Below are 17,587 nucleotides of genomic sequence, written 5' to 3'. Positions count from 1 at the left end.
TTCAGACTGGAACGTAAAGTATGGCAGGGCGAGGCGCGATCACACGGGGCGGCGGCAAGCGGGGCCGGCAGGAGGAAGCGTCATGATGACGCCATTGATACTGCCGTCCGTGCAATTACGCGGCGACCGGATAGCCCGGCTGAACTTGCTGGCCGCGGCGGCCATGCTGGCCATGGCCAGCCTGCTGCTGATCCTCTTCCAGTTGTTTTCCCTCCAGGCATCCCTCCAGCGCAGCCTGCAGATCCAGGCCGACATGCTGGCGCCCGCCACCACCGAGGCCATGCGCCAGGACAATCGCCTGGCGGCGCAACAACTGCTCGCTCCCCTCGCCGCCGCCCCGCATATCCGGCAAGCCCTGCTCTACAGTCCCTATGGCGCGCCGTTTGCCCGCTATGCGCGCAGCAGCGTCGATAGCGTGCCTGCGGCGCCGCGCAACGGCGTGCACCTCGATTACCTGGACGGCAGCGCCGCCATCCTCAAGACCTTGCCCGGCGGCGGCGCCCTGTACCTGCGCGCCAGCCTGGCGCCGCTGTACGCCAGCCTGGCACAATTTGCCGCCTTCACCCTGCTCGTCTGCCTGTGCGCATTCGGCCTGACGTTCCTGATGGTGCGCCGCACGCGCACCGCCGCCCAGCATGCGGAAAGCCACTTGCACTACCTGGCCCACGTCGACTCCGTTACGCAGCTGCCGAACCGCCATGAATTCAACGACGCGCTGGCCTACGCGCTGGCGCGCGCCGACCGCCAGGACAGCAGCGTGGGCCTGCTGCTGCTGGACCTGGACAACTTCAAGATCGTCAACGATACGCTGGGCCACCACTGCGGCGACCAGTTGCTCAAGCTCGTCGCCGAGCGCCTCGTGGCCATCCTGCGCGGCACCGACATCATCTGCCGCATCGGCGGCGACGAATTCGTCGTCATCGTCGAACCGGCCGACGACGCCTCGGAAATGGCCAGCGTGGCGAGCAAGATCCTCGCCGTGCTGGCCGAACCGTTCGACCTCGAAGGCCACCAGTTGTATGTCAGCGCCAGCATCGGCGTCAGCCTGTACCCGTTCGACGCGCAGGACGTGGCCACCCTGACGCGCAATGCCGATACGGCCATGTACCACGCCAAGCACCAGGGCAAGAACCGCTACGCCGTGTTCAAGGCCGAAATGGAAATGCGCGCCCAGCGCCGCCTGCGCATGGAAGCGAACCTGCGCCGCGCGCTGCAAAACGAGGAACTGTATCTGCACTACCAGCCGCAGATCGACTTGCGCAGCGGGCGCATCGTCGGCGTGGAAGCGCTGGTACGCTGGAACTGCCGCGAGATGGGCCAGCTGAGCCCTGCCGAATTCATCCCCGTGGCCGAGGAAAGCGGCATCATCGTCGATCTGGGACGCTGGGTGCTGCAAAGCGCCTGCCGCCAGGCCGCCGTCTGGTGCAAGGCGGGGCTGCTCGACTCGCTCGAGCACGTGGCCGTCAACCTGTCGGCCTGCCAGGCGCGCGACCCGGGCCTGATGGACGACATCCGCGCCATCCTGCACGAAACGCAGCTGCCGCATGGCTTGCTGGAGCTGGAAATCACGGAAGGGGTCTTGATGGACAACGTCCACGCCAACGTGGAACTGATGCGGCGCCTGCAGGAGACGGGCATCCACCTGTCGATCGACGATTTCGGCACCGGCTATTCGTCGATGTCCTACCTGAAGCGCCTGCCGATCGACCAGCTGAAGATCGACCGCAGCTTCGTGCACGACCTGCCCGGCGAGGGCGAAGCCATCGTCACGGCCATCATCGCCATGGCGCACAGCCTGCACCTGAAAGTGGTGGCCGAGGGGGTGGAGACCTTGCAGCAGGTGGAATTTTTAAGAACAGCGGGCTGCGACAACGTGCAGGGCTACTTCTTTGCGCGACCGATGACGGCGGCGCAGTTGACGGCATTGCTGCTGGAGCGGCGCGACTGGAGCACGCGGACGATTTTGCCGGCTTGAGTTGCTGCCAACGATGGTGTCGGATTACGGCCGTTGGCCTAATCCGACCTACGCCATGCACAGGCAGGTCGGCGTAGGTCGGATTAGCGCAAAGCGCGTAATCCGACATCACCAGCTACATCAAGCCAATTTCGCCGAATGCTCGCGCGTCGCGTGGAATGTCAATTTCGGCCAGCGCTCTTCCGTCAGGCGCAGGTTCACGCCCGATGTGGCCAAATAGGCCATGTTGCCGGCCGCATCATAGGCCACGTTGTGGCCCAGCGCGTTCTCGAAATCCTGCAGGACGCGCTTGTCGTCGCAGCTGACCCAGCGCGCGCTGCTGATGCTGGTGCCTTCGAAGACGGCATCGACGCCATATTCGTTGAGCAAACGGCTGGCCACCACTTCGAACTGCAGCACGCCGACGGCGCCCAGTACCAGTTCGCCGCCCTGCACAGGTTTGAAGACCTGTACCGCGCCCTCTTCGCCCAGCTGCTGCAGGCCCTTGTGCAACTGCTTGATTTTCAAGGGATTACGGATGCGCACGGAACGGAAGAAGTCCGGCGCGAAGTACGGGATGCCGGTAAAGGTCAGCATCTCGCCTTCGGAAAAACTGTCGCCGATCTGCATGTTGCCGTGGTTCGGCAAGCCGATGATGTCGCCCGCGTACGCCTCTTCCACCTGTTCGCGCGAGGAGGCCATGAAGGTCACCACGTTCGACACCTTGATCTCGCGCCCCAGGCGCAAGTGCTTGACCTTCATGCCGCGCTCGAAACGTCCCGAACACACGCGCAGGAAGGCGATGCGGTCGCGGTGCGCCGGGTCCATGTTCGCCTGGATCTTGAAGACGAAGCCGGTGAATGGCTGCTCGGTCGGATCGACGGAACGCACGGTCGCGTCGCGCGGGCGCGGCGCCGGTGCCCAGTCGACCAGCGCGGAAAGAATCTCGCGCACGCCGAAGTTGTTGATGGCCGAACCGAAGAACACGGGCGTCTGCACGCCGGAGAGGAATTCCTCCAGGTTGAACGGGTTCGACGCGCCGTGCACCAATTCGACTTCCATGCGCAACTGATCCATCTCCAGCGGGAACATCTCCTGCAGGCGCGGGTTGTCGATGCCCTTGATGATTTCGAAGGCGCCGTCGGCCTTCTCTTCACCGGCCTTGAACAGCATGATCTCGTCGTTCAGCAGGTGGTACACGCCGCGGAAGTTCTTGCCCATGCCGATAGGCCAGGTGACGGGCGCGCACTGGATCTTCAGCACCGATTCGAGTTCGTCGAGCAGGTCCAGCGGATCGCGCGTCTCGCGGTCCATCTTGTTCATGAAGGTGACGATGGGCGTATTGCGCATGCGGCAGACGGCCAGCAGCTTGATCGTCTGCGCTTCCACGCCCTTGGCCGCATCGATCACCATCAGCGCCGAGTCAACTGCCGTCAGCACGCGGTAGGTATCTTCCGAGAAGTCCTGGTGGCCCGGGGTGTCGAGCAGGTTGACGACGTGGTCGCGGAATTCGAACTGCATCACCGAGGAGGCGACGGAAATGCCGCGCTGCTTCTCGATCTCCATCCAGTCCGACGTCGCGTGGCGGCCCGATTTGCGGGCCTTGACGGTGCCGGCCATCTGGATCGCGCCCGAGAACAGCAGCAGTTTTTCCGTCAAGGTGGTTTTACCCGCATCCGGGTGGGAAATGATGCCGAAGGTGCGGCGGCGCTGCACTTCGCGCGCGATCACGGCCGGCGCCTTGCTGCTCGCCGGCGCTGCGGCGTTGTCCGCATTGTCGCTGGAATCGGGGGTAGTGATGTCGTTCTCGTTGGCCATATTGGTGACCATAATATGGCCCTCGCAAAAAACCCTCGATTTTACAGAAGGATCGGCCTTCCGTGTGAACTGCTTCACTGTAGAGAAAAGCAAAATCGCCCGCTTCATCAAGGGGTCACAATCCGCAGGCAACATTGCACTGCAGAAATATTGTCACCCTACCCTGGAAACCCGATGAAAATCCTTCTCACCCCCGCCATCCGACTCATGCAGCGCCTGCGCCTGCTGCCCAAATTCATGCTTGTCTGCCTGGTCTTCCTGCTGCCGCTGGCGCTGGCGACCACCCTGCTGATCTCGGAGCTGGGCAAGTCGCTGGCCCAGGCGCAGGATGCGCAGCGGGGCGTGACCTATGTGCGCCAGTTGCAGGAAGGCACGCGCCTGCTGCAGCAGCGGCGCGGCCTCGAGCACTTGCGCCTGAGCGGCAAGGCAGGCATGGACAACACGGCCCTCAACGCGCGCATCACGGCTTCTCTGGCGGCCCTGGCGCGCCTGCCGGCCGGCGCTGGCCTGCCCCAGGCGGCCGAACTGACGAAACAGTGGCAAGCCCTGCTGGGCCGCCAGGCGGGCCTGGCGGCGCGCGACAGCTACGCGGCGCACACGGCGCTGCTGCGCCAGGCGGCCAAACTGGGCCAGCTGGTGGCCGACCGTTCGCACCTGAGCCTGGACCCGGACGCGGGCGCCAACCATCTGAGCGCCGTCTTCACCGCCACCCTGCCCGACCTGGCCGAAAGCCTGTCGGACATCGGCGGGCGCGGCGCCGCCTACATCGACACGGGCCTGTTCGAGGCGAACGAAGATCAGCTCGTCAACGCCAACGCCCTGATCGCGCGCCACGAACTGGAACGCCTGCCCTCCCGTTTCGACGAGATCCTTGCCGCCAGGCCGGAACTGCGCGCCAGCCTGCAGCCGGCCCTGAAAGCCGTGCCGGCCGCGCTGGCCTTCCTCGAACGCACGAAAAATGAAGTGACGAATTCCTACGACCAGACGTCGGGCGCGCAATTCCACGCGGCCGGCATGCAGGCGATCGACGCCCTGCACGCGCTCTCCGGCGCCTCCGCCACCGCGCTGGACAGCCTGCTGGCGCAGCGCATCGCCCGCGACGAGGCGCGCCGCGCCCTGATCCTGGCGGCCATGCTGCTGGTGCTGCTGGCCGCCGCCTACCTGTGCGCAGGCTTTTATACCGCGTTCGCGCGCGACGTGACGCAATTGCGCGTGGCCGTCGGCGCGGCGGCGGCGGGCGACCTGTCGCAGCGCATCAACTCGCAGGCGCACGACGAGATCGGCGACCTGGTGCGCGACTTCAGCGCCATGACGCACGGCCTGGCCGCACTGGTGCAGGAAATCCGCGGCGGCGCGGCCGTCATCGCGGCGGCCGGCGCCGATATCGCCCAGGGCAACGCCGCCCTGTCCGGCCATACGGCCACCCAAGCGGACGCGCTGGGCGCCACCGTGGACTCGATGCGCGAGCTGACGGCCACCGTGGGCCGCAACGAAGCCCACGTAGGACAGGGACGCACGCTGGTGGCGACGGCGGCCGACGTGGCCCTGAAAGGCGGACAGACCGTCGGCGCCGTGGTCGAGACCATGGCCTCGATCAAGGCCAGTTCGCACAAGATCGTCGACATCATCAGCGTCATCAACGGCATCGCCTTCCAGACGAATATCCTGGCCCTGAACGCGGCCGTGGAAGCGGCACGCGCGGGCGAACAAGGGCGCGGCTTTGCCGTCGTGGCATCCGAGGTGCGCAGCCTGGCGCAGCGCTCGAACGAGGCGGCGCTGGAAATCAAGCGCCTGATCGGCGATTCCGTCGCCACCGTGGATGCGGGCGGCGACCTGGTCAATGCAGCCGGCAGCACCATGCGCCAGGTCGTCGATGCGGTGCAGCAGGTGGCCGTGGTGATCGGACGCATCAGCAGCGCCGGTGCCGAACAGAATGGCGAGATTACCCGCATCAACCAGGCGCTGGCGCAGATCGACGACATGACGCGCCAGAACGCGGGCCTGGTCGACGAGGCGCGCGCCGGTTCGCAGCGCCTGCACCAGGAAGGCGAAGCACTGACGCAGGCCGTCAGCCGCTTCCGCCTGGGCGAACACGAGGCGCCAAACGCGCGCCAGGCGCCGGCCGCGACCGTGCACGACGGCTTGCCCAGCGTGCGTCCGGCCGGCCTGTGGAGCGCCAACAAACCGCGCGTCATATCACAAAATCGCGCAGAACGGCGCAAGGCTAGCTAGTCAAAAGTGTGCACGTAGGACAAGGACTACAATTTCGCCTCAAAAGAGACTACAAAGTGGCGACTGCTAATCTTATGTTCGCCACTTACATAAGCTCTTAAAGTAGCTACATCGCGATCTGCACCGCGCGGTCGAACAAAACGCCGTTATCACATGAGCACGGCAGCTTCTTTGACCAGCAACGCGGCAGTCGCACTCCGATGTAAAAAGCCTGTGAGGAATACTATGAACCAAACTCAACTTAGCACCCCGGTCCAGAAGAACCAGTTGCTGCCGCGCGCCATGCCGGCGGCCGGACGGGAAATCAAGCTTGCGTCGCGGGTTAGCCTCAGCAGTGCCCAACAGAATGAATTGCTGGCCGCCCTGCCGCGCGCCGCGCTCGAATCGCTGTTCGAAGACCTGGAACTGGTGGAACTGCCGTTCGGCAAGGAATTGTATGCCTACGGCAATAACTTGGAATACAGCTATTTCCCCACCACCGCCATCATTTCACTGCTGTATGTCATGGAAGACGGCGCCACGACGGAAATCGCCGTGGTCGGCCATGAAGGCGTGGCCGGTGCCTCGCTGCTGGCAGGCGAGCGCGCCATGTGCACGGCCGTCGTGCAAAGCGCCGGTTACGGCTACCGCCTGAAAACGCAAAGCCTGCGCGACGCCTTCAATCAAGGCGGCGCCCTGCCCCAGCTGCTGATGCGCTACACCAACGCCCTGTTTGCGCAGATGGCGCAGAACGCCGTCGGCGGCCGCCACAGCTCGATCGAGCAAAAGCTGTGCCGCTGGCTGCTGGACCGCCTGGACCGTTCGCCATCGAATGAATTGAAAGTGACGCAAGAGCTGATCTCGATCATGCTGGGCGTGCGCCGCGAAAGCATCACGGCCGCCGCCGGCAAGCTGCAGGAAGAAGGCTTGATCCACTATCGCCGCGGCAATATCACGGTGCTGGACCGCGCCGGCCTGGAATGCTATGCGGGCGAGTGCTACAAGGTCGCCAAGACGGAATACGACCGCTTGCTGCGCGACGTTTCACGCTGCTGATCGGGCAAGATAGTTAGCAAAATGGCCGGGCTGCATGCCCGGCCATTTTTTTATCTCAAGGAAAATTACGCTTCGGCATCCGCATCGATATCTTCCAGCTCCGGCGTCAGCGGCATGGGAATCACGGCCTCCACACACGTCCCCTTGCCTTCCGGCCCCTGGCGCACGGTAAGCGTGCCACCCAGCAGCAGGGCCCGCTCGCGCATGCCCAGCAAGCCGTGCGACATCGGTTTTTGCAGCGCATCTTCCGTGATGCCGATGCCGTCGTCGATCACGCGCAGCACCAGGCCGTGCTCGTTGCGTTTCAAGGTCACGCTGACCATGCCGGCCCGTGCATATTTGAGGATATTCGTCAGCGATTCCTGCACGATGCGGAACAGAGCGATCGTCAAGGTCGCTTCGCGGTTATCGATATTGATGGCCACATCCGTTTCGCAGCGCACCGAGCTCATGCGCGCAAAATCCTCGCAATAGCTTTCGATGGCGGCACACAGGCCCAGGTTGTCCAGCAGGCTGGGGCGCAGGTCTTCCACGATGCGGCGCTTCAGCTCCACCGTTTCCAGCAAGGTCGCCTTGGCATGGCGCAGCTGCGCGGCCAGTTCCGGCTGCGCATGCGCCAACTGCTGCGTGACGGCGCCCAGGTCCATGCTGATCGAGGTCAAGTTGGCACCCAGTTCATCGTGCAGCTCGCGCGCCAGGCGCGCTTTTTCCACTTCGTTGACACTGATCAAATGACGCGACAGCACGGATAACTGCTCCGTGCGCTTGCTGACCGTCGATTCCAGGGTGTCATTGGCATTTTGCAATGCATACTCGACGGCTGCCCGGTTCTGGAAGCTGCGCCGCACCAGCTGGTAAAACATGATCAGCACGAGGATGGCCAGGGCATTGATGCCGATGCCGAGCAGCACGGCTTTCTGGTACTCATGATAAAAGGCGGCGCTGCCGGTCGACAGCGCTTCATTCTGCTCGCGCGTCATGATCACCACCTGCAGACGGATCTCGTCCATGGTGGCGCGGTCATCGGTCACGCGGGAAATGTTGACGATCTCGGCCAACCCGCCCTGCTTGTAGACGTCGATAGACTGTTGCAACATCGACATTTTTCGGCGGATCAGGCTTTTCAGCTGGCCCAGGTTTTTCAGCTGGGTGGGACTGCCCGCGAGCAAGGTTTGCAGCTCATTGAATTCGTTGTCGATTTCGGTGGCAGCGGTCTTCGACGGCCCCAGATAGGTTTCGGAGCCGGAAATGAAATAGCCGCGCAAGCTGCTTTCCGCATCGAGCACGAGCACGTTCAGATACTGCAGGCGGTCGGCCACGCGGGCGCTCTGGCTGAGCAAGGCATTCGTGCCCTTCAGCGACTCCAGGTTATGGTAAAGACTGAAACCATTCAATACAAGCAACAAGGCGCACGTCACGCACAGGATCGTCTTGTACAGGGGCAGGCGGTGATTCGGGGCCGGTTGAGCGGTGAAATACATCCTGGTGTGCATCCTTAGCAAGGTTCGGCGCGGGAGAGAGCGCCGGCGCCGGCCAATTATAGTCCTCGCCACAAACTGCTGCACTGCACAACATCAAGTCGTGCCCGGTTAGCTGGCTGAGCGATCATGTTTCCATGATCGCACCGCAGCGCTAGTCAAGCAAATTGTTTTTCATTGCGTAATAGGTCAAGTCGCTGTTCGATTGCAAGCCCATTTTTTCCATGATGCGCGTACGGTAGGTACTGACCGTCTTGATGCTCAGCGACAAGGCCACGCCGATATCGGACACGGTGGCGCCGCGCGCCAGGCGCAGGAAGACCTGGAACTCGCGGTCCGACAATTCCGTATGCAGGGCGGCATTCGTGTCGCGGTCGAACGACTGCGCCAGCAACTCGCCCACGGTGGAGCTGACATAGCGGCGCCCCTGGAATACGGTGCGCACGGCCGTCATCAGCTCGTCGGCTTCGCATTCCTTGTTCAGATAGCCATTCGCGCCCATCTTGAACAGATTCAGCGCATATTGCTGCGCGGGATAGCCGCTGAGGATCAGCACGGGCAATTCCGGCTGGCCCTGGCGGATCGTGCGCAAGGTATCGATGCCGCTCTGATCGGGCATGGCGATATCGAGCAGCAATACATCGCAAATTTCGCGGCGGGCGATATCGAGCGCTTCGCGCCCGGTACCGGCTTCCGCCACCACACTGAAGTCGCTTGACGACGAAAAAATCTGTTTGAACCCAGCTCGTACTATTTGGTGATCATCACAAATGGCAACGCGTATCATTGTTTCCCCTTAAATTTTCCTGGCCTGGGAAAGACTACCGGAACCTGAACGCTGCTCCGGCTTAGCGTCACTAACAAAAACGCAACATTAGCATTATATTCAAAATATGGCGCGCCGTACGGTAGCGTCAGCACCAAGGCGGAGCGCCCATGCAGTATAGTCAACTTAGTCAACCGCTACCGGACAACCCCACCTATATTGGTACAAATCTTATTTTAGCAAGTTTAAAATCGCAATTAATTCATTGCGTATCCACACGCGGTCCAGCGGCGCTTCCTGCGGCACGGCAGGCATGGCCGGCAGCACTGGCAACTCGTCGGCGATGGCATGCGATGCGCCACGGCTGTCGAGCTTGTTGCGCGCGCCGCTGATGGTAAAGCCCTGCTCGTACAGCAATTCGCGGATGCGGCGTATCAGCAGCACCTCATGGTGCTGATAATAACGGCGGTTGCCGCGTCGTTTGACCGGCTTGAGCTGGGAAAACTCCTGCTCCCAGTAGCGCAGTACATGCGGTTTGACGCCGCACAACTCGCTCACCTCGCCGATCGTGAAATAGCGTTTCGCCGGAATAGGCGGCAAGGGGGCGATCAACTCGGTTTTACTGATGCGCTCGTTCATCGCCACTCACTCAGGCAGCACGTGCCAGCGGACTGGTCTCTTCGACCATGCTTTTCAGCTTCTGGCTCGCATGAAAGGTCACGACACGGCGCGCCGTGATGGGAATCTCTTCACCCGTCTTCGGATTGCGGCCCGGCCGCTGCGGTTTGTCGCGCAACTGGAAATTGCCGAAACCGGACAGCTTGACGGCTTCGCCACGCTCGAGCGCATTGCGGATCTCGTCGAAAAAGGTCTCGACCATATCCTTCGCTTCGCGCTTGTTCAGGCCCACTTGCTCGAACAACAGTTCGGCCAGTTCCGCCTTGGTCAAGGTGGGCAAATCTTTTTCCGCTTCCTGGCGCACTTTGGCAACCAGCATGGCCCGATGCAAATCGGCGGCCAGTGCGGATTGCAGTACGGCGGAATCAACGTCGCTGTTATTAATTTTCCTGCCCTGCCTTTTCTGTGCGCCCGAGCCCGCCACATGGCAAGCTCGTCTACGATTGACGACGGAAAGGCCGTCACGCAAAAAGCGACGGCCAGTCCGGTAATTACGAACGCAGTTTCGCGTCGTGGCCCTGCTTGGCGGCATCGATCAGGACAGCCATCAGGCCATCGACCACATCGTCTTGCAGGGTGTTTTGAGTATCTTGCAAGCTAATCCGGAAAGCAAGGCTTTTTTCATCCGCTTCCAGACCTTTTCCACGATATTCATCAAATAAAACAATGGCTTGCACGATACGCGCCGCCGGGCTTGCCTTGGCGGCGGCATGGAAGCTGTCGAGCAGATCCTGCACGGCCACCGATTGCTTGACGACCACGGCCAGGTCGCGGCTGGCGCCAGGGAATTTCGAGATTTCCTGGTACACGGGCACGACTCTTTGCGTCAGGGCAGCGGCATCGACTTCGAACAGCACGGGCGCCAGCGGCAAGTCGTACTTTTGCATCCAGCGCGGGTGCAATTCCCCGATGAAACCGATGACCTTGCCATCGAGCTCCACGTTGGCCGAACGGCCCGGATGCAGGGCCGGATGTTCCGCCTTGGTGAAACGCAAGACCAGCGGCGCGAACAGCGCTTCCAGGTCCGCCTTCACGTCGAAGAAGTCGACCGTGCGGGACGGCTGGCCCCACTGTTCGTCGGCCACCGCGCCGTAGGCCATGGCGGCAACGCGCTTGGGCTGGGCATAGCCGGCCACCGACAAGGGGCCGTTTTGCACGCTGTCGTCGCGCTGGTAAATGGCGCCCACTTCGAAGATGCGCACGCGGTTCGTCTTGCGGTTCAGGTTGTAGCGCACGTTGGCGATCAGGCTGCCGATCAACGAGGAACGCATCACGCTCATCTGGCTGGCGATCGGATTTTGCAATTTGATCGGGTTCGTGTTGCCCGAGAAATCGCGCTCCCATGCCGCATCGACAAAGCTCATGTTAACCACTTCCTGGAAGCCCAGGTCGGCCAGCTCATGACGTACCGCAAACAAGGAGCGGGTATTTTCCGGTGCGATCTGCATCACGTTCGCGGCCACGGGCGGCAAGGTCGGGATGTTTTCAAAGCCGTATACGCGCGCCACTTCCTCGATCAAGTCTTCCTCGATCTCGATGTCGAAACGGTAGCTGGGCGAGGTCACGGAAAACACGCCGTCCGCCAGGGTGAACGGCAGGGCCAGGCGCGTGAAGATATCGGCGATCAGCGCATCCGTGAGCGGCACGCCGATGACTTTTTGCGCGCGCGCCGTGCGCATGGTCACGGGCTGGCGTTGCGGCAGGTTCACTACATGGTCATCGACGGGGCCGACGGTGGTGGCCGGCGTGCCGCAGATTTCCACGATCAGGGCCGTGATGCGCTCGATATGCTCGACGGTGGTGGCGAAATCGACGCCGCGCTCGAAGCGGTGCGCCGCATCGGTCGAGAAATTCAAACGGCGGGCGCGGCCCTGGATGGCGTTCGGCCACCAGAATGCCGCTTCGAGGTAGATGCTGTCCGTATCGTCCGAGACCGAGCTGGCGTCGCCGCCCATGATGCCGGCCAGCGATTCGATTTCCTGGTCGTCCGCAATGACGCCGATCCACTCGTCGACGGCAACGGTGTTGCCATTCAAGAGCTTGACGGATTCGCCCGCCTTGCCCCAACGCACGTCGAGGCTGCCGTGGATCTTTGCCAGGTCAAACACGTGGCTGGGACGGCCCAGCTCCAGCATGACATAGTTGGAAATGTCGACCAGGGCCGACAGCGGACGCTGGCCGCTGCGCTCGAGGCGCTGCTTCATCCAGTCCGGCGTGGCTGCCTTGGCGTTCAAGCCGCGGATGACGCGGCCCGTGAAACGGCCGCACAGGTCCGGCGCGCTGACTTTCACGGGCAGGATTTCATCGCTGGAAACCGGCACGGTGCGGAACTGCGGCGCATGCAGGGGCACGCCCGTCAATGCCGACACTTCGCGCGCCACACCCAGCACGGACAGGCAGTCCGCCTTGTTCGGCGTCAACTTGATGGTGAATTTCAAGTCATTGAGGGCAAAGTAATCGCGGAAATTCTGGCCGATCGGCGCGTCGTCCGGCAATTCCATCAAGCCGGCGTTTTCTTCCGACAATTTCAATTCGCGCGCGGAGCACAGCATGCCTTGCGACTCGACGCCGCGCAGCTGGCCCACCTTGATTTCAAACGGCTTGCCGTCGGCGCCAGGGGGCAACACGGCGCCCGCCATCGCGCAGACGACTTTCAAGCCCGGACGCACGTTCGGCGCGCCGCAGACGATGTTGAGCATGGTGCCCGTGCCGACGTCGACCTGGCACACGTTCAGGCGGTCCGCGTTCGGATGTTTTTCCATCTCCAGGACCAGGCCCACCACCACGTTCGAGAATGGCGGGGCGACAGGATCGACGTCCTCGACTTCGAGACCGGACATGGTCAGCAGATGGGCCAGTTCGTCCGAAGTCATCTTCGGATCGACCATGGTACGGAGCCAGTTTTCGGAAAATTGCATAATCAAGCCTTCAAATGGTCAAAGCTCACAGCGCGAGCGCACGGGCGCTCCAGCGCCATGAATCAAACGGAACAACGCTTAGTTGAATTGCTTCAGGAAACGCAAGTCGCCTTCATAGAACAGGCGCAGGTCGTTGATGCCATAGCGCAGCATCGTCAAGCGTTCCAGGCCAGAGCCGAAAGCAAAACCGATGAATTTCTCGGGATCGAGGCCGAAGTTCTTCACCACGGTCGGATGCACCTGACCAGCGCCCGACACTTCCAGCCAGCGGCCCTTCAGGGGGCCGGAGCCGAAGGCGATGTCGATCTCGGCCGATGGCTCCGTGAACGGGAAGTACGACGGACGGAAGCGCACTTGCAGGTCGTCCGTTTCAAAGAAGGCCTTGACGAAGTTCAGGTACACGCCCTTCAGGTCGGCAAAGCTGATGTCTTCGGCGATCCACAGGCCTTCAACCTGGTGGAACATCGGCGAATGGGTGGCGTCGCTGTCGACGCGGTAGGTGCGGCCCGGCGCGATGACCTTGATCGGCGGCGTATGCGTGCGCGCATAGCGCACCTGCATCGGGCTCGTGTGCGTGCGCAGCAGCAAGGGCTTGCCGTCGGTGTCGTTGCCATCGATGTAGAACGTGTCTTGCATGGAACGGGCTGGGTGGTTTTCCGGGCTATTGAGCGCCGTGAAGTTAGTCCAGTCATTCTCGATTTCGGGGCCATCGGCCACGTCGAAACCGATCGAGCGGAAGATTTCCTCGACACGCTCCCACGTGCGCATCACGGGATGGATGCCGCCGGGCATGCGGCCACGGCCTGGCAAGGTGACGTCGATCGCTTCGGCGTTCAGACGGCCTTGCATCTGGGCATCGGCCAGCGCATCACGGCGCGCCGTCAGCGCGTCTTCGATCTGCACTTTGACGGCGTTGATCAGGGCGCCCTGCGCCTTGCGCGCGTCCGGGTCCAGTTTGCCCAGGCCCTTCATCATTTCAGTAATCTGGCCAGTCTTGCCCAGGTAGCGGGCTTTGGCGTTTTCAAGTGCGGCAGCGTCTGCGGCGGCGATAAAGTCAGCCTGGGCCGAGACGACGAGTTCTTCTAGGGAGTTCATGCGGCTTTTCCTGTTTTGGAAATCAATCCTGGATTTAGTAATCTAGAACCCAACAATCAAAAACGGAAACGGGGCATAAGGTTCACACCCCTGCCCCGCTCTTTATAACATCACCCTGTGGATGACGTTGTGCAATGACCGATGCTTACGCAGCGATTTTTGCTTTCACTGCGTTGACAATCGCAGCGAATGCTGGCTTGTCCATCACAGCCATATCGGCCAGGACTTTACGGTCCAGTTCGATATTTGCTTTTTTCAAGCCGTTCATGAATACGCTGTACGTTACGCCATGCTCACGGGAAGCGGCGTTGATACGGGCGATCCACAGGCGGCGGAAAACGCGCTTCTTGTTGCGGCGATCGCGGTAAGCGTATTGGCCAGCGCGCATAACTGCTTGCTTGGCAACACGGTATACACGGCTGCGGCGACCACGGTAGCCTTTAGCTTGAACAAGAATCTTTTTATGACGGGCACGAGCTGTAACCCCACGTTTTACTCTAGGCATAGTAACTCCTTAAATTGAGTGTGAGATTAAGCAGTCGGCATCATGCGCATAACGGATGTGACATCCGATGCGTTGATGTTACGGGTACCGCGCAACTGACGTTTGTTCTTGGTGGTCTTCTTGGTCAGGATGTGGCGCTTGAACGCGTGACCCGACTTGACAGTTCCACCTGGACGCACGCGAAAACGTTTTTTCGCGGAGCTTTTGGTCTTCATTTTAGGCATAGCAATCTGTCCTCTTACGGACAGCTCCATTTATAACAGGATTGCAGGTGGCAACACGACGTTGCGCTTAGATGCCTGCTTTCACATGTTGTGCAGCGGATGCGAGTCCGCTACAGTTCACGCGGCCCGCACATTGCTGAGCGGGCCGCGCAAATTCTGCCTGGGGTTTGACGCCGCGCCAATGCTGGCACGCGCTGTGTCCACCCACAGTAAAACGCTATTGTAACTTACTTCTTCTTCTTAGGCGAAAGAACCATGATCATTTGGCGGCCTTCCATCTTCGGGAACTGCTCGACCTGGCCGTACGGCTCCAGATCGGCTTTCAGACGTTCCAGCATGCGGAAGCCAATATCCTGGTGCGCCATCTCACGACCGCGGAAACGCAAGGTGATCTTGGTTTTATCGCCATCTTCAAGGAACTTGATGAGATTACGCAACTTGATATTGTAGTCACCATCATCAGTCCCCGGACGGAATTTGACTTCCTTCACGAGGATGATCTTTTGCTTCAATTTGGCTTCGTGAGCTTTCTTTTGCTCCGAATACTTAAATTTGCCGTAGTCCATCAAACGGCACACCGGTGGCTGCGCGGTAGGCGCAATTTCCACCAGGTCGACGTTTGCCTCTTCCGCCAGGCGGAAGGCTTCAGCCAAACTTACGATACCGAGTGGCTCGTTATCGACCCCGCTTAAACGCATTTCAGGGGCAGTGATTTCGCCATTGATGCGATGTGACTTGTCAGTAGCTATTGTAATTTCCTTTAAAAATCTTGTAAGACGGTCGTGCAGCGAGTTTCCTCGTCAGGCCTTGGTGTCGACTTCATGTTTGAGTCGCTCAATCAGGGCATCGACGGACATGACGCCCAGATCGACATTGCCCCGCGCCCGCACGGCCACTGTATTCGCATCCCGCTCTTTGTCGCCAATTACTAAGATGTAAGGCAATTTTTGTACGGAATGTTCACGTATTTTATAGGTAATCTTCTCGTTACGCAAATCAGCCTGTACGCGCAGCCCCGCTTTGCGCAGTTTTGTTGTTACTTCTTGTACATAATCAGCTTGGGCGTCGGAAATATTCAACACTGACACTTGCACCGGCGACAGCCACAACGGCATGGCACCCGCATAGTGTTCGATCAGGATGCCGATGAAACGTTCCAGCGAACCCACGATCGCGCGGTGCAGCATGATCGGCACCTTGCGCGTGTTGTCCACAGCCACGTATTCGGCACCCAGGCGGCCCGGCATCGACGGATCGATCTGCACGGTGCCCACTTGCCATGCGCGGCCCAGACTATCCTTCAGGTGGTACTCGATCTTCGGACCGTAGAACGCGCCCTCGCCCGGCAATTCCGTCCATTCCACGCCACAGGCGCGCAAGGCCGAACGCAGGGATTCCTCGGCGAAATCCCACGACTCTTCCGTGCCGATGCGATTATCGGGGCGCAAGGCCAGTTTCACGTCGATATTCGTGAAGCCGAATGCCGTGTACACATCCATGGCCTGCTGGTGGAAAGCCGTCACTTCGCCGGCGATCTGCTCTTCCAGACAGAAGATGTGGCCGTCATCCTGCGTAAAACCGCGCACGCGCATCATGCCGTGCAAGGCGCCCGACGGTTCGTTGCGGTGGCATTGGCCGAATTCGCCGTAGCGCAATGGCAAGTCGCGGTAGCTGCGCATGCCATTGTTGAAAATCTGGATATGGCCAGGGCAATTCATCGGCTTCAGCGCATAGGCGCGGTTTTCCGATTCCGTGATAAACATGTTTTCACGGTAATTATCCCAGTGACCGGTTTTTTCCCACAGGCCACGGTCGAGAATCTGCGGCGCCTTGACTTCCTGATAGCCGTTGACTTGGTACACATTGCGCATGTATTGCTCGACTTGCTGCCAGATCGACCAGCCTTTCGGGTGCCAGAAGATCAGGCCCGGCGCTTCTTCCTGGAAATGGAAGAAATCGAGCTGCTTGCCCAGCTTGCGGTGATCGCGTTTTTCCGCCTCTTCCAGGTTGTGCAGATACAGCTCCTGGTCTTCCTTCTTGGCCCAGGCCGTGCCATAGATACGCTGCAGCATCTCGTTTTTCGAGTCGCCGCGCCAGTAGGCACCGGCCAGCTTCATCAGCTTGAACACTTTCAGCTTGCCCGTCGACGGCACGTGGGGGCCGCGGCACAAGTCCGTGAACTTGCCTTCGGAATACAGCGACACTTCCTGGTCGGCCGGGATCGAGCCGATCAGTTCAGCCTTGTACGCTTCGCCGATACTGTTGAAGTAGTCGATGGCTTCGTCGCGCGCGACAACTTTGCGCGTGACTTGCTCATCCTTCTTGGCCAGTTCCGCCATTTTCTTTTCGATCGCGACCAGATCTTCCGGCGTGAACGGACGCTTGTAGGCGAAGTCATAGTAAAAGCCGTTGTCGATCACGGGACCGATGGTCACTTGCGCGTCCGGGAACAATTCCTTGACGGCATACGCCAGCAAGTGGGCCGTCGAGTGGCGGATCACTTCCAGGCCATCGGCATCCTTGTCCGTCACAATCGCCAATTCCGCGTCTTGCTCGATCAGATAGGAGGTATCGACCAGCTTGCCGTCGACCTTGCCCGCCAGGGCAGCCTTGGCCAGGCCGGTACCAATATTGGCCGCAACCTGGGCCACGGTGACCGGACCGTCAAATTGACGGGCGGAACCATCGGGAAGTCGGATTGTAAGCATATTGATCTCCATATCGGCGCTGGCGCCAGGTAAAACTGCAATGAATGGTGTGGACTGAAAAACTGAAAGGAAAACGCAGACGCAAAAAAACGCGGACTAGCCGCGTTTTTCACTTTTTTGAGACAAAGGAAACCCGTTCGACTAGCGTCACTCCCAAAGCTTGGTAGTAGTTCGCG

14 protein-coding genes are annotated in these 17,587 nt (G+C 60.8%); 3 read left to right on the top strand and 11 right to left on the bottom strand.

Going from position 1 to position 17,587, the window contains the following annotated elements:
- Positions 1-82: 82 nt before the first annotated feature.
- Positions 83-1,975, top strand: a complete 1,893-nt coding sequence (locus tag OX462_RS10675) for a putative bifunctional diguanylate cyclase/phosphodiesterase (protein ID WP_409028378.1) — start codon at positions 83-85, stop codon at positions 1,973-1,975.
- A 120-nt stretch (positions 1,976-2,095) separates the two neighbouring features.
- On the opposite strand, the gene OX462_RS10670 is transcribed toward OX462_RS10675, so the two are convergent.
- Entirely contained in the window at positions 2,096-3,784 is a 1,689-nt protein-coding gene (locus OX462_RS10670; protein ID WP_373633058.1) for a peptide chain release factor 3, read from the bottom strand.
- Positions 3,785-3,946: 162 nt separating this feature from the next.
- On the opposite strand from OX462_RS10670, the gene OX462_RS10665 reads away from it, so the two are divergent.
- Positions 3,947-6,004, top strand: a complete 2,058-nt coding sequence (locus OX462_RS10665) for a methyl-accepting chemotaxis protein (protein ID WP_409028377.1) — start codon at positions 3,947-3,949, stop codon at positions 6,002-6,004.
- 225 nt (positions 6,005-6,229) lie between these two features.
- The gene (locus OX462_RS10660) at positions 6,230-7,039 is read left to right on the top strand and encodes a Crp/Fnr family transcriptional regulator (RefSeq protein ID WP_034751913.1); all 810 of its coding nucleotides are present in this window, start codon (positions 6,230-6,232) and stop codon (positions 7,037-7,039) included.
- A 65-nt stretch (positions 7,040-7,104) separates the two neighbouring features.
- Here OX462_RS10660 and OX462_RS10655 read toward each other — a convergent pair whose 3' ends face one another.
- The 10 genes from OX462_RS10655 to thrS all read right to left on the bottom strand — a co-directional run bounded on the left by OX462_RS10655 (position 7,105) and on the right by thrS (position 17,411).
- Complete coding sequence (locus OX462_RS10655) at positions 7,105-8,520, bottom strand: sensor histidine kinase (RefSeq protein WP_409028376.1); 1,416 nt, start codon at positions 8,518-8,520, stop codon at positions 7,105-7,107.
- A gap of 151 nt (positions 8,521-8,671) precedes the next feature.
- A complete protein-coding gene (locus OX462_RS10650; protein WP_034783185.1) occupies positions 8,672-9,304 on the bottom strand; it encodes a response regulator in 633 nt (210 codons plus the stop codon).
- A 210-nt stretch (positions 9,305-9,514) separates the two neighbouring features.
- Positions 9,515-9,922, bottom strand: coding sequence for a MerR family transcriptional regulator (locus OX462_RS10645; RefSeq protein ID WP_070217963.1), 408 nt, complete (start codon positions 9,920-9,922; stop codon positions 9,515-9,517).
- A 10-nt stretch (positions 9,923-9,932) separates the two neighbouring features.
- Positions 9,933-10,280, bottom strand: a complete 348-nt coding sequence (locus OX462_RS10640) for an integration host factor subunit alpha (RefSeq protein ID WP_010399205.1) — start codon at positions 10,278-10,280, stop codon at positions 9,933-9,935.
- A 172-nt stretch (positions 10,281-10,452) separates the two neighbouring features.
- Entirely contained in the window at positions 10,453-12,879 is a 2,427-nt protein-coding gene (gene pheT, locus OX462_RS10635) for a phenylalanine--tRNA ligase subunit beta (RefSeq protein ID WP_409028375.1), read from the bottom strand.
- A 78-nt stretch (positions 12,880-12,957) separates the two neighbouring features.
- Complete coding sequence (pheS, locus tag OX462_RS10630) at positions 12,958-13,974, bottom strand: phenylalanine--tRNA ligase subunit alpha (RefSeq protein ID WP_034751917.1); 1,017 nt, start codon at positions 13,972-13,974, stop codon at positions 12,958-12,960.
- A 145-nt stretch (positions 13,975-14,119) separates the two neighbouring features.
- Positions 14,120-14,479, bottom strand: a complete 360-nt coding sequence (rplT, locus tag OX462_RS10625; RefSeq protein ID WP_010399214.1) for a 50S ribosomal protein L20 — start codon at positions 14,477-14,479, stop codon at positions 14,120-14,122.
- A 26-nt stretch (positions 14,480-14,505) separates the two neighbouring features.
- Positions 14,506-14,703 (bottom strand): 50S ribosomal protein L35, encoded by a 198-nt coding sequence (gene rpmI, locus OX462_RS10620; RefSeq protein WP_038493025.1) that lies wholly within the window; start codon positions 14,701-14,703, stop codon positions 14,506-14,508.
- A 227-nt stretch (positions 14,704-14,930) separates the two neighbouring features.
- The gene (gene infC / locus OX462_RS10615) at positions 14,931-15,491 is read right to left on the bottom strand and encodes a translation initiation factor IF-3 (RefSeq protein WP_205711303.1); all 561 of its coding nucleotides are present in this window, start codon (positions 15,489-15,491) and stop codon (positions 14,931-14,933) included.
- 12 nt (positions 15,492-15,503) lie between these two features.
- A complete protein-coding gene (gene thrS, locus OX462_RS10610) occupies positions 15,504-17,411 on the bottom strand; it encodes a threonine--tRNA ligase (RefSeq protein ID WP_099411605.1) in 1,908 nt (635 codons plus the stop codon).
- Positions 17,412-17,587 lie beyond the last annotated feature (176 nt).

It is taken from the genome of Janthinobacterium aestuarii (genome assembly GCF_046113285.1).
In the GTDB taxonomy this organism is placed as follows: domain Bacteria; phylum Pseudomonadota; class Gammaproteobacteria; order Burkholderiales; family Burkholderiaceae_D; genus Janthinobacterium.
The sequence above is the reverse complement of the archived record's forward strand: the minus strand, read 5'-3'. Positions and strand labels throughout refer to the sequence as shown.